16 protein-coding genes are annotated in these 19,382 nt (G+C 40.3%); 5 read left to right on the forward strand and 11 right to left on the reverse strand.

Annotated features, from left to right (window positions below):
• Positions 1-27: 27 nt before the first annotated feature.
• From O4M77_RS07175 to O4M77_RS07200, 6 genes are all read right to left on the reverse strand, one after another.
• Positions 28-1,056: a methionine synthase gene (locus tag O4M77_RS07175; RefSeq protein ID WP_180001986.1), complete on the reverse strand. Its 1,029-nt coding sequence runs from the start codon at positions 1,054-1,056 to the stop codon at positions 28-30.
• A 42-nt stretch (positions 1,057-1,098) separates the two neighbouring features.
• Positions 1,099-2,097: a putative oxygenase MesX gene (locus tag O4M77_RS07180; protein WP_323714070.1), complete on the reverse strand. Its 999-nt coding sequence runs from the start codon at positions 2,095-2,097 to the stop codon at positions 1,099-1,101.
• A gap of 283 nt (positions 2,098-2,380) precedes the next feature.
• On the reverse strand, positions 2,381-3,073 hold the full coding sequence (locus tag O4M77_RS07185) for a metallophosphoesterase (RefSeq protein ID WP_323714071.1): 693 nt from the start codon (positions 3,071-3,073) through the stop codon (positions 2,381-2,383).
• Positions 3,074-3,481: 408 nt separating this feature from the next.
• Entirely contained in the window at positions 3,482-4,798 is a 1,317-nt protein-coding gene (locus tag O4M77_RS07190; protein ID WP_323714072.1) for a sorbosone dehydrogenase family protein, read from the reverse strand.
• Positions 4,799-4,975: 177 nt separating this feature from the next.
• The gene (locus O4M77_RS07195; protein WP_323714073.1) at positions 4,976-6,700 is read right to left on the reverse strand and encodes a bifunctional protein-serine/threonine kinase/phosphatase; all 1,725 of its coding nucleotides are present in this window, start codon (positions 6,698-6,700) and stop codon (positions 4,976-4,978) included.
• A 52-nt stretch (positions 6,701-6,752) separates the two neighbouring features.
• Positions 6,753-7,562, reverse strand: coding sequence for a formate/nitrite transporter family protein (locus O4M77_RS07200; RefSeq protein ID WP_125278664.1), 810 nt, complete (start codon positions 7,560-7,562; stop codon positions 6,753-6,755).
• A gap of 280 nt (positions 7,563-7,842) precedes the next feature.
• Between O4M77_RS07200 and cynS the strand changes: the two genes are divergently transcribed.
• The gene (gene cynS, locus O4M77_RS07205) at positions 7,843-8,292 is read left to right on the forward strand and encodes a cyanase (protein WP_323714074.1); all 450 of its coding nucleotides are present in this window, start codon (positions 7,843-7,845) and stop codon (positions 8,290-8,292) included.
• A 46-nt stretch (positions 8,293-8,338) separates the two neighbouring features.
• Here the strand turns inward: cynS and O4M77_RS07210 are convergent, their stop codons facing one another.
• Positions 8,339-9,643: an IS4 family transposase gene (locus O4M77_RS07210; RefSeq protein WP_004784488.1), complete on the reverse strand. Its 1,305-nt coding sequence runs from the start codon at positions 9,641-9,643 to the stop codon at positions 8,339-8,341.
• Between the two features lie 400 nt (positions 9,644-10,043).
• On the opposite strand from O4M77_RS07210, the gene O4M77_RS07215 reads away from it, so the two are divergent.
• The 4 genes from O4M77_RS07215 to O4M77_RS07230 all read left to right on the forward strand — a co-directional run bounded on the left by O4M77_RS07215 (position 10,044) and on the right by O4M77_RS07230 (position 14,771).
• Complete coding sequence (locus O4M77_RS07215; protein WP_323713246.1) at positions 10,044-12,200, forward strand: TonB-dependent siderophore receptor; 2,157 nt, start codon at positions 10,044-10,046, stop codon at positions 12,198-12,200.
• A gap of 72 nt (positions 12,201-12,272) precedes the next feature.
• Positions 12,273-12,884 (forward strand): DUF4198 domain-containing protein, encoded by a 612-nt coding sequence (locus O4M77_RS07220; RefSeq protein ID WP_323713247.1) that lies wholly within the window; start codon positions 12,273-12,275, stop codon positions 12,882-12,884.
• Between the two features lie 45 nt (positions 12,885-12,929).
• Positions 12,930-13,208, forward strand: coding sequence for a hypothetical protein (locus O4M77_RS07225; RefSeq protein WP_166138842.1), 279 nt, complete (start codon positions 12,930-12,932; stop codon positions 13,206-13,208).
• Positions 13,209-13,211: 3 nt separating this feature from the next.
• Positions 13,212-14,771, forward strand: a complete 1,560-nt coding sequence (locus tag O4M77_RS07230) for a PepSY-associated TM helix domain-containing protein (protein WP_323713248.1) — start codon at positions 13,212-13,214, stop codon at positions 14,769-14,771.
• Positions 14,772-15,149: 378 nt separating this feature from the next.
• Here O4M77_RS07230 and O4M77_RS07240 read toward each other — a convergent pair whose 3' ends face one another.
• From O4M77_RS07240 to O4M77_RS07255, 4 genes are all read right to left on the reverse strand, one after another.
• Complete coding sequence (locus tag O4M77_RS07240; RefSeq protein ID WP_323713249.1) at positions 15,150-16,043, reverse strand: copper resistance protein B; 894 nt, start codon at positions 16,041-16,043, stop codon at positions 15,150-15,152.
• Positions 16,030-17,922 (reverse strand): copper resistance system multicopper oxidase, encoded by a 1,893-nt coding sequence (locus O4M77_RS07245; protein ID WP_323713250.1) that lies wholly within the window; start codon positions 17,920-17,922, stop codon positions 16,030-16,032. Before O4M77_RS07245 ends, O4M77_RS07240 begins: the two co-directional genes overlap by 14 nt.
• A gap of 39 nt (positions 17,923-17,961) precedes the next feature.
• Complete coding sequence (locus tag O4M77_RS07250) at positions 17,962-18,387, reverse strand: hypothetical protein (protein ID WP_179993033.1); 426 nt, start codon at positions 18,385-18,387, stop codon at positions 17,962-17,964.
• Between the two features lie 118 nt (positions 18,388-18,505).
• Complete coding sequence (locus tag O4M77_RS07255; RefSeq protein ID WP_180012222.1) at positions 18,506-19,381, reverse strand: MBL fold metallo-hydrolase; 876 nt, start codon at positions 19,379-19,381, stop codon at positions 18,506-18,508.
• Position 19,382 lies beyond the last annotated feature (1 nt).

Raw genomic sequence — 19,382 nt, forward strand, 5'->3', positions numbered from 1 at the left:
TATACAGCTCTTAAGACAAATGAATACTCAGGCTGTCAGTTCTTGACGAACAATAGCTGCGCCAGCACTTAAAGCATTCAGTTTGCCTTGTGCGACTTGACGCGATAAAGGTGCCATACCACAGTTGGTTGAAGGATACAGCTTGTCAGCATCCACGAACTGAAGCGCCTTTCGTAAAGTATCTGCAACCTGTTCTGGTGTTTCAATTTGATTGGTTGCGACATCTATGGCGCCGACCATGACTTTTTTGCCACGAATCAATTCAATCAGATCCATTGGTACATGAGAGTTTTGGCATTCAAGTGAAACAATGTCGATCTTAGACTTTTGCAGTTTCGGAAAAATTGCTTCGTATTGGCGCCACTCTGAACCTAGAGTCTTTTTCCAGTCCGTATTGGCTTTGATACCGTAACCATAGCAGATGTGTACTGCTGTTTCACATTTCAAACCTTCAAGCGCTCGTTCTAATGTGGCAATGCCCCAGTCATTTACTTCATCAAAGAATACATTAAATGCAGGCTCATCAAACTGGATGATATCTACACCTGCTGCTTCGAGTTCAAGTGCTTCCTGATTCAGGATTTTTGCAAATTCCCAAGCCAGTTTTTCACGGCTCTTATAATGAGCATCATAAAGCGTATCGATCATGGTCATTGGACCCGGCAACGCCCATTTGATTGGCTGCTTAGTTTGACTACGCAAGAACTTGGCATCATCTACAAATACAGGTTTCTTGCGAGCGACAGCACCCACGACGGATGGCACACTCGCATCATAGCGATTTCGAATACGCACCGTCTCACGCTTTTCGAAATCCACACCTTCCAGATGTTCAATAAAGGTGGTCACGAAGTGCTGACGGGTTTGTTCGCCATCACTGACGATATCAATGCCTGCCTGTAGTTGCTCATGTAGGGACAAGCTCAAAGCATCTCGCTTGGCTTCAAGGAGCTGCTCGCCTTCCAGTTTCCAGGGTGACCAAAGTTGCTCAGGTTCGGCAAGCCAAGACGGTTTCGGCAAGCTGCCAGCTGTAGATGTTGGGAGTAAAATGCTCATGTCTAATCTTCTATCTCTATATTCGTTAATTTATTTCTTCATTCAGGCAGCATGCTCTTGATGAGCATTGTCTACAGTAAAATTTGCAGCCCAATTTTCAAGAATGTCTTTATACGGCTTAATAAAATTTTCTTCCGTCCATTTGCCCTGCTTAACCGCTAATTGACTACGCTCTACACGGTCGTAAACGATTTGTGTCAACGAATAATCCTGATAATTTAAGCTTGGTTGATAGATCAAACCTGCAGGCGAATTGGTGTTGTAAATTTCAGGACGATAAATCTTCTGGAAACTTTCCATAGTACTGATCGCACTGATAAGTTCGAAGTCCGTGTAATCACGCAATAAGTCACCGGCAAAATAGAATGCCAACGGCGCATTGCCATGTTCAGGATTGAAATAGCGAACGCTTAAGCCCATCTTCTTGAAGTATGCATCTGTACGTGAATAATCATCATTTTTATATTCCACACCGAGTACAGGATGCACATGTGCAGTACGGTAATAGGTTTTCGTGGTAGATACACTCAGGCAAATCACCGGCTGTTTCTTAAACTCGGCTTTAAACACATCTGAATGAATTAAATGCTGATAAAGTTTGCCGTGCAAATCACCAAAGTCGTCAAGCTTTGCATCAGTTTTATCGCTGATGGATGGCAATACAACGCTAAAGTCATAATCACGTACATAAGATGAAAAGCTATTGCCAATCATGCCTTCAATGCGCTCATTGGTTTTATGATCAATGACGGTACTTTTCAGCATTTCGATAAATGGGAAAGTTTGACCATTGCCTTCAACATCAAGTTCCGCAGAGATAATGTCAATTTCAAGGGAATAACGGTCGCCTTTGGGATTATCACTTGTTGCTAATGAATTAAGACGATGATTAATCATGGCCAAAGTTCTGCGCAGATTTTCCTGTCGACTTTCACCACGTGCCAGATTAGCAAAGTTTGTGGTTAAACGTGTGTTGTCTGCTGGTTGATAATTTTCATCGAAACGGATGCGCTTGATTGAGCATGTAAATTGATTATCCATGGAGATTCACTATCCTAAATTTTTAAATAAAGCCAAATTTCTGTATAACTTCATTTAAACGTGAATCTAGAGATGAGTAAAACGATATAAATTCAGTAAAAGATGAGAGAAATTCACTATAGATGAATTAATTGTATGAATACTTACTCAAAATTAAATAGAACAAAATACAGTTTCTCATTCAAAAATAAATATAGATCGCCTTTTATAAAAATGAGTTATCAATTTAATTTTAAAGGTAAAAATTATTGATGTGTCTTTCAATTGGCTCTTGCTGTAGCACCTAGTTTGCATCATTTATTTTAACAACACACAACTTCTGCGTATAAGCAGAACCGACATCGATATAGTGGCAATTATCAATTTGAGTATGGTTTTTTACAATCGTATGACCCAGATAGATCTCATCGATATTTTTAACGGTTCCATAGCGATAAGAATGATTGCGAATTCTCCCTCTACCCCAAAGAGCATTGGTATATGCTGAAGTTAAGCCTGGAATTCTATTTTCACCTTTTGCAATTTTCTTTTTAAATACATTCCAGTCATTAAGCGCAATATTTGCGTGTAAAATGCCAATCTTTTTATACTCGAGGTTTAGTTCAATGGCCAAAGGAAGTGCAGAAAAAATTTCACTGAGTTCATCCTGTTTTTCGGTTGATAAAAGATAGAACCACTCACCACCATTCTGCGCATGCATATCTTGAATCCATGCATCGTCACGGCCCTTGATACACATTTCCTCATGATTGCCGCGAACACAATAAAACCAGGGCTGACTTAGCAATGAAACGCATTCCAGGTTTTCATTACCACGATCGACCAGATCTCCGGTACAAATCAGTAGATCTTTCTCAAAATTAAAATGAACTTTCTCTAATTCTTGCATGAGCAAGCTATAACAACCATGCAGATCTCCAACCACATATATGGCAGAGAAATCAGATCCATCAATTACCTTAGTTAAAGTGTTCATAAGTATCTTCTATAACATGGAACCCTGTCTGCCAAACCTGAAGCAAAAGATGATTTTTTAACATTATTTATCTACTACAATTAAATTATTTTTAGTCATAAAGCCCTTTGTAAAATATAGGAAAGTTCACATAATGTTAACTTTTGTATAAATATATTATTTTTTTGTAAGTTTAAGCTTACATCGATTGGAGCAAATACTCTATATCCTGTTTCCTCAATTTTTGACATTATGTTTCACATAAAGAGTCAGCAAGGAAAGCTGATAATAATCGCATTACAATGATAATAAAGTCGAAAGACAGCGAACTTACTGGGATGGTAAGTGATAAAAGTAGAGACTACAGCCGCTAAGCCTTATAGTTTTGGGAGAGACTATAAGGCTTTTATTTTATTAGCATCTACTTATTTATTGATTCGGTGATACTCGCCAAATCACGTTCCCTACATCATCAGCAACTAATATTGCGCCTTGAGCATCTGTAGCTACACCCACAGGCCGACCAAATGCATCTCCATTTTTGCTTAAAAATCCGGTCAGAACCTCTTGAGGCTGACTAGAAGGCTGACCATTTTGAAATGGCACAAAAATAACTTTATAACCACTATGAGGTTTCCTATTCCAGGAACCATGCTGGCCAATGAGTGCACCATCACGATATTGGGATATTAAATTAGCCTTATAAAATGTTAGTCCCAAAGAGGCAGTATGATTCCCCAATGCATAATCTGGCTTAATTGCTTTCGCGACCAGTTCAGGCTTTTGCGGTTTTACCCGGGTATCCACATGCTGGCCATAATAACTATAAGGCCAGCCATAAAAAGCGCCATCTTTTACTGAGGTCATATAATCAGGAACCAGATCATTGCCCAGCTCATCACGCTCATTCACTACAGTCCATAAGGCTCCACTCTGAGGCTGCCAGTCCATGCCATTGGGATTACGCAGGCCTGTAGCAAACGGCCGGACTTGACCTGTAGAAAGGTCCAATTCCATGATCAGGGCGCGTCCTTCTTCCTGAGCTATGCCATTTTCAGCCACATTACTATTGGAGCCTACCGTAATGTAGAGCTTCGTGCCTGCAGGATTGGCAATAACATTTTTCGTCCAGTGATGATTTAAAGGGCCTGCAGGCAAGTCTAATACATTAGTTCCTTTTTCTTTGATCTGGGTCATACCGGGCTGATAAGAGAATCGAACTAAGGCATCTGTATTTGCGACATAAAGCATATTACCCACTAAGGTCATTCCAAACGGCGAGTTTAAATTTTGCAGAAATACCGTTTTCTGGTCAGCAATGCCGTCTTGATTACTGTCACGCAGCAGGCTAATACGGTTGGCGCTTGGATAGGATGATCCTGCTCTTCTCATCACCATTTTCATGATTTTACCTTTAATCCCTTTACTGTCTTCAGGCTTAGGTGGAGCATCAGTTTCAGCTACCAGTACATCTCCATTCGGCAATACATATAACCAGCGCGGGTGTTGAAGGCCTTGTGCGAATGCTTGCACTTTTAAACCTGGTGCTGGCGTCGGCATGACACCTTCAGACCAACCTTTTGCAGGGGCAATGTTGACGACCGGAAACAGTCTTGATTTTGGTTCAGGTAAAGACGGCTGAGCGCCATAACTATCTGTTACAGGTGTTTTGGATGAAACTGTACAGCCGGTAAATGCCAATATGATTACGGTACTTAAGGCTGATAGGAGAAATTGAGCCGCCATGGTATTTCCTTGCTTTTTGTTTTTATCTCTCCCATTTTAAAAGGTGGTTGAAATCGTAATGATATAGTTCTTGTAGTTTCTGGTTGTGGATTGATTGCCGTAAATATACTAGTGACGCAAGTTGCCTAAAGCATAGAACGCTGTCTAATTTTTTTACTTATATTCACTCCAACCTTCTTAAATAAATGGCCATGCAATACTTAATAAAAGTAAAAGTCCTAATACAGCACAACTGATTTGCCAGAAACGTAAAGGATCACGTTCAATGATGGTAGGGGCTTTGGATTTTAATAATTCCTTGGATGGGTGTTCCAGATCATGGATCAATTCAGTCAATGCCTCATAACGATACATTGGCTCGATACTCAGAGCCTTTTTTAGAATCTGGTCTAACCAAAGTGGTAAATCTGGCCGATATTTTTGAATGGAATGATATTGAACTTTCTTTAGCTGCTTCAGCGTATTACAACGAGCCAAATCTGTACCATAAGGAAGCTGTTTAGTCAGTAAATAATAAGCCATTGCCGCCAAAGAAAATTGATCAGACTGCACGGATGGTGAATGTTCAATGAAATATTCAGGTGCCATAAATGCCAAGGTACCAAGTGGCCGATTCACATGTTTAGGATTAATTTCGACTAAACCTCGTACAGCAGTTGAACCATAATCAATCAGTTTGACTTTAAGTGTATTATCAACGTTTAAGACCATAATATTTTCAGGACGTACATCTTGATGCAACATTTCCAGTCGGTGCATTGCATTTAAGGCCAATGCTGTTTGCTGCAAAATAGGGAGAATATCTTCCATCTGCAAAGGCTTTTTCTGTTGATGCAGCCAGCGATCTAAGGTTTCTCCCTGCAAATATTCATAACTCTGGAATAAATATTTTTTCTCTGATTGATGCGTATAACATTGCAGCAGATTTTCGTGCTTAAGACGCTTTGAAACCCAGTCTTCAAGTTGAAACTGTTCAACAGCCTGTTCATCTTGTTGTAAATCTACTGCCAGAGTTTTAATCACTAGCGGTTGCCGATCATGATCGTGTGCCAAATACAGGCAACTGCGGTGATTTTGGTGCAGGATTTTGTCAATGGCATAGCCTTCAAATGCTTCACCTTTGCTGAGCTGGGGTGGAAAGACATAATCCTGGTGCATATAAAACTGATCTGGTTCAGGCAACTGCTCAATACGGAGCACTTGAAGACTTAAATTATCATCACTGCCCTGTTTTAAAGCCTGTTCAACCAGGAATTTGGCAAGCTGATTTAAGTGATCTGCTGCTAAGGTGAAATCTAATAATTGTTGGTCTGTAACAAACTCATAAACCCCATCAGTCATGAGTAGAAAGACATCTTTTTCTTTTAGTTCAAGGCTTTGATAATCAATTTCAATACGATAATCCACGCCTAAGGCACGACTGAGATAATGTTCTGTCGAAGACAGACAGACGCGATGATCATGGGTTAATAATTCAATTTCACCATCTCGGATTCGATAAATACGACTATCACCGACGTGAAAAATATGCGCCTGATGCTGCTTTAAAATCAGTGCGGATAAGGTACAGACATAGCCCCGATCTTTATCGAAACGTCCCTGACTTTGTTGAGTTTGTGCATATAACCATGAATTAGTGGCACGAATCACCCGTGCTGCTGAAGTCTGAGTGCTCCAGGCATCCGAAGTCGAATAATAATCAGAGAGAAAACTGCTAACGGCTGTTTCTGCGGCAATGTGACTGACATTGCTACTGCCGATCCCGTCGGCAATCGCACAGGCTATACCTTTTTGCTTCAGTACATGACCTTCTGGCAAATAGATGCCATAAAAATCCTGATTCTGATCTTTAATACCAGCCGTAGAATATTGTCCAATAGCGACTTTTAATGTTTTTTTCATACTTAAAACTCAAAAAAGGGATCATATTGATCCCTTTAAAAATGATTCATTATTAGAATTCTTTTTTCGCGCCAGTACGTACGTGTGTGGTATAAAGTGCCAGACCTGTTAAGGCTAAACCACCGACCAGATTACCTAAAGCAACCGGTAATTCATTCCACAGGAAATAATCTGCAATCGAGAAGTCACCACCCATCATCATGGCAAATGGGAACAGGAACATGTTTACCACTGAATGTTCAAAGCCCATGGCAAAGAACAGCATCACTGGCATCCACATTGCGATGAACTTGCCACTCACTGTAGTTGACATCATCGCACCAATCACCCCTAAAGACACCATCCAGTTACACAGCATGCCGCGAATAAAAATAGTTATCCAACCTGAGAAACCATAAGCCGCATAACCTAAGGTACGGTCTTCACCAATATGAGAAATCTTTTCACCGACTGGATTCGGATCAGTCGCAAAGCCCATGGTATAAACAGCAGCCATCAGTACTGCAACGACTAAACACCCAGTAAAGTTACCTAAAAATACCAGTCCCCAGTTTTTTAAAATGCGTGCCCAGGTTACGCCAGGACGTTTATCCAGCCATGCCAGCGGTGTTAATACAAATACCCCGGTTAGCAAGTCATAGCCCAATAAATACAACATGCAGAAGCCGACAGGAAACAGTAATGCGCCAATCAGTGGCACACCAGTTTGCACTGCAATCGTAATTGCAAATACGGCTGCCAAGGCCAAAATCGCACCTGCCATAAAGGCACGAATCAAAACATCACGGGTTGCCATATGAAGCTTGGATTCACCCGCATCTACTACTTTTTTTGCAAACTCCGCAGGAGCAAGATATGCCATGTTGTCGTCCTCTTTTTCAATATACGGACCTGTTTTTCGAAAAAAAGACGCCTAAGATCATTGAAGACCTTAGGCGCCGTTGCCTTGAATATTAGAACAGGTAATGGTGAATGGCGTCGTTGCCATGTATATCGAAATAGAAGCAAAAGCTATGCCACAAATAATTAACAATCACTTAAATATTCATTTTCTATTTAGCATGAACTCTAGAATGCTGTTGGCATGATATCTGCATTATGCGTTCTGCATACATTCATTTGAGAATAATTTGGAGAGGATTATGATTACCCATCGTCAACAAGTAACTGACATAATCATTTCAGCGAAAGTTTTAAAGTCAATTAAGTGGTCAGATGTTGCCAAAGAGATTGGTCTTTCTAAAGAATGGGTAACCGCTGCATGTTTAGGTCAGATGGCGTTTAATAAAGAGCAAGCAGAAAAGATTGGTCAGATTTTTGGCTTAAGTGATGAAGCCGTTGCATGGCTACAGATCGTGCCATATAAAGGTTCCCTGCCAACCAGCGTACCGACCGATCCTTTAATTTATCGTTGGTATGAAGTGGTGAATGTATATGGTTCTACCATTAAAGAACTGATTCATGAAGAATTTGGTGACGGTATTATGAGCGCGATTGATTTTAGTATGGATATTCAACGCGAAGAAAATCCGAATGGCGACCGTGTCAATGTCGTATTGTCTGGCAAGTTCTTGCCTTATAAAACTTATTGATCAATATCATTTATAAAAAGCCATCAATGTGATTAATGCCAGTCAGTTAAGAGATTGACTGGCATTTTTTTGGGTATTTCTGTGGTTTCCCTTTCACAACTCGTGGGTAGTTTCTACTTCTTTTTTTCGGTAAAACATACCTTTTAGATTTTTCCATTAAACTTTCTAGATGTTTAGGCAAATTGCCTGCGGAAGCCAAAGAATCAAACTTCAATAGGTTAAGGATAGCAATAGAGGTAATATGAAAGCTCATTCTCAAAGGACTGACTTTTGCACGTTGCGCCATATATTTCATTTGTCTTCTTAGAATATTATAGGCAATAAAGACTCCCCATAATTCTTGATAAATCAAGGCAGGTTGTTTACTCCTTAAATGCTTCCCTTCCTGTAAGTTACTCTTGATTTCTCGGTAACACATTTCTATTTCCCAACGCTGGGCATAGAGTTTTGCTAAAGCTAATAATGGATATCTCTTTGAATCTATTAGTGAAGTGATATAACGTCTAATCTTACCTGCCTGCTCAACCTCAATGAGACGTGCCTCCCAATAGTCTCCTAAGGCTGGATTAAGTTTTTTAGCTCTTGTTGATATCGGCATTCTAATATGAAAGTCATGTTGCGAATTACGCTCCACAATCTCATACCGTAAATTATCTTTTGCACGCATAAGCCAATGACTTTCTTCTGCACGTTTTTGCCACCCGATGAGAAAATCTGCAGAGAAATAGGCTCGATCAAATAGGGTAATACTGTGTGAACAAGGAGATAATTGGCTTGCCAGTGTGAGTTCACCTTGATCCATACTGCCTATTTGAGCATCTATAATTTCATGGGTCGCGGTATTTACTAAGCAGGTTGCTCTCACTTGTGGATAAGGAGCATCAGCAGTTTTTCCTTTAGATGAACCAAAGTGTGCAAAATTCTCATCTGTATAAGGCATAGACCAAACAACACCATCAACAGCGCACACACTCAGACCGTGAAAGTTTGAGTATTGCTGCTGAGATTCTTCAAACCAGGCTTGGCTAAGTAAAGAAAATAGCGCATTTAAAGGTTCTGATCCTAAACGTTGTCGTGCTTGTACTACTGCGCTAGGAACACAATATTCTGTTGTACCAAATACAAGTTTTAGCTGTTCTACGACATATCCGATAGGTTGATTTCGAAATAAAGCGAGTCCAATGACAAGCCACACCACATGTTCAGCAGGTAACTTCCTTCTTCTAATTGATGCCTTACCTGTTTGATGCAGACTTTCCTCAATCCAGTTGAAATCAATAAATTCACTAAAATGGCTAAGTGAAGGTAAAGAATGTTGAAGGGTGCAATCTAAATTTTCAGATAAAGTCATAAAAAAATGAGCGTATTTACATACACTCATTTTTACTACATTTTACTAATATTTGCTTAACTGACTGGCATTAATCAATGTGATGGCTTTTTTTTATTTCATTTTTCTTTTTATATTTGAGCATTAATCTCATTCTCTACATGAAAAAAATTTAGCGAATATACTTTATAAATTTAAAAAATTAATATGAAGTCAATAATTTACATATTATTTTACTAAAATAAATCGTTTTTATTTTAAGCAAAATCTTAACCCCTTCTTCTTTTAATCTGCTTTAACTGCAAAGTATTCCCCTATAAATGAGTAATTTTTAATTTAAATTTCCTATTGTATTTAGATTGATTTAAAAATATCTAATCAATAACATTAGCGATAATTATTATCATTTACATTTATTAAAATGTTTTATACCAATCATCTAACTTTCAAGCTATCTTTGCTCAGTTTTGCCATTTTGCTGACCCAGCAAAGTTTTGCAGAAAATAGTCAGCAGCTTCCTACCATCACGATAGTGACTGATGCAGCACAAACAACAGAAAGCTCTGAACAGACTAAAAGCTATATTATTCAAAATTCTGCAACAGCTTCTAAACTAAATATTCCTCTTAAGGAAACGCCACAAACAGTGAATGTAGTGACGCGTCAACAATTAGATGACTTTGCACTGGATAATACCCGTGATGTACTCCGTAACTCACCGGGGATCACTGTAAGTAACCAGGAGACCGAACGAACTTCCTATCTATCACGTGGTTTTGAAATCTCAAACGTATTGGTAGACGGCGTTGGGATTCCGCTTGAAGGCTATAACTACAATAATGACAATCCAGACAGCTTTTTATTTGACCGTATTGAGATCGTTAAAGGCGCAAATGCCTTAAATAATGGTATTGGCGATCCGGGCGCTACCATTAATATGATTCGAAAACGCCCTACTCAGGAGCTTCAAGCCGCGTTTAATACCAGTTATGGTTCATGGAATACCCAACGTTATGAAGCAGATGTTTCCTCTCCCCTGACACAGGATGGAAAAATCAGAGGCCGAGTATTTGGCTATCAGCAGACAGGTGATAGTTATCTGGATCACTATGAACTCGAAAAAAATGGCATTGGTGCAGTTGTTGAGGCTGACCTGACTGATTCGACCTTAATAACTGCTGGTTATACCGAAACGAATCATAATCCAAATGGTGTCAATTGGGGTTCCAATCCTTTAATCAATACTGAAGGTGAACAGTTAAGCTATTCAAGAAATTATAATTACAGTCCGGACTGGGCCTACTGGGACAGTAATATTAAAAACTATTTTGCCGAGATCGAACAACAACTTGGTGCTGATTGGAAAGCTAAACTGAGTTATGAGGAAAAACGGACTGACCGGGATTCAAAACTTTTATTCCTGTCCGGTAAACCTGGTGCTGACGGTACTTCAGGTATTTTCTTATATCCAGGTATGTATATTGATGACAACAAGGAACAGCAAGCTAGTCTGAGTTTTAGCGGCACCTATCCACTTTGGGGACAACAACATGAAGCATCTTTTGGCTATATCTGGGCTGAAAATAATCTGGATGAGTTAGGTTATGCAGGCAGCTTTACCAACCCACTTACCACAGATCTATCCAGTTTTACGCCGCCCGAACCAGTTTGGGATATGTCAAAAACCAGTGGTGAAATGCACATCCGGCAAAAAAACCAAAGCCTATATGCCGCCACCCGTTTACATATGACTGACGATCTGAAACTGCTTTTAGGTGTGAACTACGTTCAGGCTGAAAGCAGTGGCAGTAGTTATGGAAAAGATACTGTTTATGATGAAGATAAAGTTTTACCCTATGCCGGTCTGACCTATAATTTTAGCCCTGAATATACAGGCTATCTGAGTTATACCTCGATTTTCCGTCCGCAAACCACCAAAGCAGATGATGGCAGCATTAACAAACCGATCGAAGGTGAAAGTTATGAAGCTGGGATTAAAAGTTCCTGGCTAGATGATAAGCTCACCGCCAGCATGGCCGTATTCAGAACAGAGCAAAGCAATTATCCGTTGCGAGATTCTGACGGTATCCCGACTTTACGTAAAACCCAGGTGAGTGATCTACGTTCACAAGGTTATGAATTTGGTTTGGCTGGTCAGTTAACGGATCATTTAAATCTAAGCTTTGGCTATACTCAGTTTAGTCTTAAAGATCTGATCAACGGTGGTGATGCCCGTACCTTTAATCCTAATCAGTCTTTTAATCTTCTGACCACCTATCAGGTGCCACAGATTCCAAAACTGAAACTGGGCCTTGGTGTGCAATGGCAGGATAAAACTTATCTAGAAGTTCCTGAAGCTGCTACAGAGGGTGTTGTTACCCAACAAGCAGGCATTATCAAACAGGATGCATATGCGCTTGTGAATCTGATGGCCAGTTATGAACTCAATGATCACATTACTTTGCAGGCCAACGGGAATAATCTGACCAATGAAAAATACTTATTTAATTTCCCGAATCAGCAAGGCTTCTATGGTGCACCGGCAAATTACAGTGTGGCCGTAAAATTCAAATATTAATTTTTCGCTTGAGCTTTGAAAGAATATTCGGAGCTCATTTTCTTATATGTAAACAATAATCAGGTAGAATTCATGAAAAAACTCATTACTTTGACAATTGGACTGTCACTGACCCTTTCTGCTCAGGCCCATATGCTTTGGCTAGAACGTGCTTCAGATGCAAAAACACATGCATTTTTTGGTGAATATAGTGAACAGCTCAAAGAGACTCAAGAAGGTGCCTTAAAGTCATTCAGCCAAGCAAAAGCGATTCAGACTAAAAAACAATTTAGTCCCCAACTACACCAGGATCATCTGGTCTACTCTACAAAAGATCAAGCAGATGTAGAGCTCTATCATGAACTGATCTATGGGGAATCCTTACTCAGCTATCACGCGAAATCCGGCAGACAAAACCTGAAAGCAGACTCAGAGCTGGATATCGTACCGGTTCAACCGAACAGTAATACTTTTACAGTCATGTATCAGGGTAAACCCGCTGAGGATGTCAAAGTGACTGTCTATTCCCCACAGCACTGGCTTAAAAACTATACGACCAACAAGCATGGCCAAATTAATATTGCTACGCCATGGAAGGGTCAATATGTACTAGAGGTGAGTCAAGAAGTAGACAAGACAGGAAAATTGAATCAGCAAGTGTATAAGAAACAGTACCTGGTCACTACCTTAAGCTTCGTGCATTAAGTTGCCTCAATATTTATTTATACAGATTCATATAAAGGCCTTTCCATGATTTCTACCCTTCAGCCACTTGCTATCCTGTATCGATTAGGCATGAGCTTTGGTATTGGTTATTTATGTAGTTATCTGATTGCTCTCGATCTGGCCTATTTTTTACAGGCGAGTTTACCCAAAGCTGAATCGGTTTATCTGGCTGCCTTTATTGCCCTCATTTTTTATGTCTGTTTTGTGATTGGAATCTTCTGTATCCAAAGTCTTAAAACACTTTCAGTCTATAGCCTGATTCCTCTCATTGTTTTATTTGTCATTTCCCGCTTCATAGGTTAAACCATGCATAAATCTGTCCGTCAATCTATGGCATGGCTACATTCATGGCTAGGTTTAAGTTTTGGCTGGCTCCTCTTCGCGATCTTTTTAACAGGTGCGGTTACCTATTATCGCCATGAAATTACAATGTGGATGCAGCCACAATTTGTCATGATGCAGGTGAACCAGGAAACAGCTTTAAAAACTGCTTATAGCTATTTACAGCAACATGCACCTGATGCACAGAACTGGTATATCGGGGTAGCAAATCATGATTTACCGGTTAATAAAATTTATTGGCAAACTGCAGAGGGTGCTTATCAACTTAAAACCCTGGATGCTATGACAGGTAAGGAATTAACGCTTTCGGCTACACAGGGCGGAGATTTTTTCTATAACTTTCATTTTCAGCTATATGGCGTACCTTATACCATTGGCCGTCTGATTGTCACCATTGCTGCATTCATCATGTTGATGACCCTGATTTCCGGAATCATTACTCATAAAAAAATTCTGACCGACTTCTTTACTCTGAGAGCTTTTAAAGGACAACGTTCCTATCTGGATTTTCATAATGTCAGTTCCGTCATTGCGCTACCGTTCTTTTTAACTATGACTTTTACTGGACTGGCTATTTTCTTTTATATTGTTTTGCCTTCTGGCATGAAGCAGCTATATCCAGAAAATCCATTTCAATATTTTGGAGAAATCCGAACCATAAATGTGCTTGCTCCCTCTGCTGTGCCCATTAAAACGGAGATGTTGCCGATTCAACATTTTATCACTACAGCGCAGCAGCACTGGGGAAAATCAGAATTTGACAATATTACCGTGAAGCAGCCGAATACCCAGCTGGCAAAGATTACCTTAACCGAATTGAAAGATCATTCTATTACCCGCAATCAGGCACAACTCGTATTAAATGCGACGACAGGCAAATTGCTTGAAAACACCCGTAATGACAGTGCAATTGCTACCCTGAATGCTGGAGTATATGGTTTGCATATGGCACGTTTTGCCGAACCTGTTTTACGTTTCGCCCTATTTTTCTCAGGCATATTAGGCTGTGCCATGATCGCTTCCGGATTATTGCTCTGGAGCCTGAAACGACAGATGCAGAAAAAATCGGATCGTTTTCACTTTGGATATTATCTGGTGAATCGTCTGAATATCACCATGATAATTGGTTTACCTATTGCCATGCTGGCTTATCTTTATGCAAACCGTTTGATTCACATTCCTGTGGGCACCACAAATTATGAAATCTATATCTTCTTTAGTATTTGGCTGAGTAGTTTTATCTTGGCCTGTTTAACGCCACAACAGCATTTATGGAAAACGCAGCTTAAAATTCTCATCTGTGCCGCTTTTATGCTTCCACTCATCGACCTGTATTATTTGTGGTCCCAGCATTATCTGGATTCTTTTGCGAACTATTGGCTGTTTTTGCGTATCGATCTGATGCTCTGGATCTTGGCACTTCTCGCTTACTTCCTACATCAGAAAATTACACCTATCCAGCAAAAAGCTGTTCATAAAATTCAGGCCAAGCTTAAAACTGCACAGCAGGAGTCTTCTTCATGATATGGATGGCAATAGTAGGACTGATCTGGATGGCCTGTTTTGGTTTTTATGCAGTGAGTGAAAAACAGATTTTAAAAACCAGACAGTCTCGATATTCTTTTCTGGTGAGTTATCCGGTCATCGTTAAATTGATCTCAGGCAGTCTTTTACTATTGGTATTGTCCCTTTTACGAACTCAATTCAGTAGTAGTATTAGCTTTATGGCACTTTGGGTTTTTATAAGTCCAATCGTATTTATATTTATTCTGAAGATAAATAATTTAAAACAAAGAAAAATTTAAAAGTTTATAAAGGCCTTAAGAATAAAATATAGCTGAGTATATGAGGCGAGAAAATGATTTTTCCGCCTCATAAATATTAGCTTATATAGATATCTGTTTAGAACATCACTCTTAAACCGATTCCATAACGCCCGCCCTGTTCAGAATCAGATGCGTCCTGCCATGAAGTTTTCTCGTTGCCCTTGGAATATTCATAAGCAATATTAAGGTAAGGCATGATCTTTTTATTGATCTCATAACGAGTTTCCAGACCGAATGCTGCATGACTTATTCCAGTCTTTTTAGCATTGGCTGCTTTATCCTTCAAAATGAGGTCAACTTCAACATAAGGCTGCAAAATCAGTTTTTGTGTGAGTAGCAGATCACGTTCTGTTTCTAGCTCAAGTCCGATAAAATCATCTTGACCAAGATACAGATGTGCATTGGTTTCAAAGAAATACGGCGCCAACCCATGGAATCCAAATATTGCATCTACATGTTCAATATTTTGCCCAGCATTAGGCTGACCCAAATTTTCCTGACGGTAGCGAAGACCCGCCTGAGCATCCCAGAAATCTGAAATATTCCGGCTATACAGAGCTTGGACTGCATATTCTGTTGCTCTGGATTCCTGCTTGTCAGCTTTGAGTTTAATGAACAGTTTATTTTCATCCGTGCCAATCCGAAGCTCATTCTCAGACTGTAAGCCTCCCTCACCTTCTGAGTTTTTGATCCATTTATTGTCCAGTTTGACCCGCGTATAAATTTGCCCTCCATGTTCCTTGCGATGATCATGTTCGCTGGAATAGGTTGAAGCTGAATCTGGAATTAAATTTTCAGTAACTTCCAGTGCTGCTGAAGTTAAATGATGCTCTGAAGATTGGATAAATTGTTGATGATGCATCGAATGATCAATATGCTGTTGAGAACTTTCTTCAGCAAAAACAGCCATATTTCCCAACGCTAATACACTAGCCAAAACAGGCTTCAAACAAAGATTAATGGTGCACATGAGCATCTCCTTGTTTTTCTACTGGTTTTGTCATGTGATGATGGGAATGATCTTCCCGCACAGTATCCTGAGTCGAAACGCCATTTTCCTGAACATTTGCTACAATCAGTTTATTCATCATTCCGGCAGTCATGTGATACAACAGATGACAATGAATCGCCCATTCACCTAGTTCATCTGCAGTCAGCAAAGTCGTAACGGTTTTTCCAGGTGGGACAATCACTGTATGTTTATTCGGCATATCTATTGCAAACTGGCCATTTTCGAGCTGCATGAACATGCCATGTAAATGCATCGGATGTGCCATCATACTGTCATTGATAAATTTCAGCCTGATCCGTTCCCCAAATTTCACTTTGAGCGGCTCTGCTTCATTAAATTTCTTGCCGTTCATGGTCCAGATATACCGTTCCATGGTGCCGCCTAAACGAATCACCAATTCGCTTTCTGCGTCGCGAATATCTTTTTGCGGAGTTAAAGATTTGAGGTCGCTATATTGCAAAGCTTTATGCCCTACCGGTGTAGAGGCATTGGCCCAGCCGTAAACTGGTTGCTGCGTAAAAGTTTTGGCATCTTTTTCATGTTGCATATCCCCGGTCATATTTGAGTGATTCACATGATCTATAGCGGATGAAGTATCTGAATGCTCGGTATGATTGTCCTCTCCTTGTTCGATAATTTTGGCTGATGCATGCTGCTTATGTCCCATCATCGAATGTTCAGTATCTTTTTTAACATTTATGTCATGGCTAGCATGATTCTGATGATTCATCTGCTCGTGTGCTTCACCCTGCATATTGCCATGTCCCATATCTTCCATGGTCAATAAGGCACGAGGACGGGATATAGGTTTGTGTATGGCATGATGAGCTGGCTTTAATTCATTCTGTAAGCTGCCAATCGCAAAACCGGAACGGTCAATCGATTCAGCTTCAATCTGATAATGTTCCGCAGTGGGCTCCACAATCACATCATAGGTTTCTGCGGCACCAATGCGGAATTCATCGACAACTACAGGTTTGACAGGCTGTCCGTCTGCACTGACCACCGTCATTTTCAACTGTGGAATACGCACATCAAAAAATGACATGGCAGAGGCATTGATAAAACGCAGTCGCACTTTTTCATTCGGTTTAAACTGTCCCATCCAGTTCTGTTCAGGCGTTTTTCCATTCACCAGAAAGGTATAGCCGGTTACATCAGACAGATCAGTTTTCAGCATGCGCATCTGATTCCACATTTTGCGATCATTCCAGGTGGCTTTAAGCCCTTCCCGTTTGATTTGCTGAAAAACATCGCTCAGAGTTTCACGCTGATTTTGATAATACTCGGCAGATTTTTTTAAATTATTCATGATCTGCTGGCCGGACTGCTCATGAAATTCTGAAAGCATGACCACATAATCACGCTCGGTCTGCTCATGTGCAGGAACTTCCGCCTGGTTTTTGGGATAGATTACAAAGGCGCCGTAAAGGCCGTCCTGTTCCTGCCCCTTGGAATGGGCATGATACCAGTAGGTTCCACTCTGACGAATTTTAAAGCGATAGACAAATTCCTGATTAGGTGCAATGCCCTGAAACCCGTTAAAACCGGGGACACCATCCATCAGGCCGGGTAGCAATAAACCATGCCAATGCAGAGAGCTTTCTTTATTCTTTAGCTTGTTTTTGACGCGAATAACAGCTTCATCACCTTCCTCAAACTCCAGTAAAGGTGCAGGAAATTTTCCATTCACTGTAATACGTTGTACGGTTTTACCGGTGATATTGACTGGACCTTCATCAATAACCAGCTGATATTCTTTTACAGCAGCCAATAATGAAGACGAGATCACTAAACTTAAGCCCAATAACAGGCTTTGACTAATTTTAATCGACATAACTTAATCCTTGATTTATTAAAATATAAATAACGAGGATTAAGTTTTAGGTGGGCGCAGAATTTCCTGCCAATACCCGGCAAGGTGCTTGGCTTGATAATTAGAGATAAAAGTGGTTTCTAAGGCATGAATCTCAGGAAGAGTTAACTTCGAGATTTCCACATCGATCCAGCTACTCAGGTTATGGCAAGAGCTATAAATACAATCCAGACAGTCATCTTTGTGTTCATTTAAATCGGAGTGGCAATCCATGTCCTGACTCATATCATGAGCAGAATCATGCATAGCTTGATGCTGGCGATGTAACTTCTCTATTTTTTCCATTTCCTTACAATGGGAACCCATCTGCTTGGTTGACGTTTCCAGATGCATCGTTTTTGCTGAAGCAATCGACATGCCGCTCCAGCTTACGGCGAATACCATAAGCATCACAAACCAGATCTGTTTAAAGAACTGTCTGAGCACGATGCACCCTGAAAATATAAAAATGAGTTAACCCAAATAGCATAGGGTGGAATATTAAAATTCGCAAACTTTATAAGCGCTTAATTTAAAGATTAATATTTTGTTCCTGATAAATTGATCACTTCTTAAAATAATTTAGCGGCAGCTTCACATAAGACACACCATTGGCTTCTGGCATTGGGAACTGTCCGCCATTCATATTAATCTGGATCGCAGGCAAAATCAGTTTAGGCATACTTAGACCTGCATCACGCTGCTGACGCATCTGTACAAATTCAGATTTGCTAATCCCTTCACGGATATGAACGTTTTGCTGTTTTTGCTGCTGAATCGTGGTTTCACATTGATATTCATGACGTGACTCTGGCAAATAGTCATGACACAAAAATACACGGGTGCTTTCCGGGAGCTGAAACAGCTTGTGAACAGAATCATATAAAACCGAGGCACTGCCATTTGGAAAATCACAACGAGCCGTGCCATAGTCCGGCATAAACAGTGTATCCCCTACAAAGACGGCGTTACCAATCACATAGCTTAAACAGGCAGGTGTATGTCCTGGCGTAGGAATATTATAAACTTCCAGCTTGCCAATCTTGAAATGCTCACCATCCTCAAACAGATAGTCAAAAGGCTGATGCGCATTGATCTGTTTCATGTCCAGATGATAAATCTCGGCAAACGTTTCCTGTACCAGCGCAATTTTTTTACTGATTGCAATCTTGCCGCCTAATTGCTGTTTCAGATATTGGGCAGCTGTCAGATGATCAGCATGTACATGAGTTTCCAGAATCCATTCCACCGTCAAACCTTGTGATTTCACATAGGCAATCATCTGATCGGCATGCTCGGTCGATGTGGTGGCAGACGCAGCATCGTAATCCAGCACGCTATCAATAATGGCACATTGGGCAGTTTGAGGATCGCTCACCACATAACTAAAAGTATTGGTATTTTTATCAAAAAACGCTTTGACGTTTGGCTGCTGTGTCATA

This window comes from Acinetobacter sp. YWS30-1 (assembly GCF_033558715.1).
In the GTDB taxonomy this organism is placed as follows: Bacteria; Pseudomonadota; Gammaproteobacteria; order Pseudomonadales; family Moraxellaceae; genus Acinetobacter.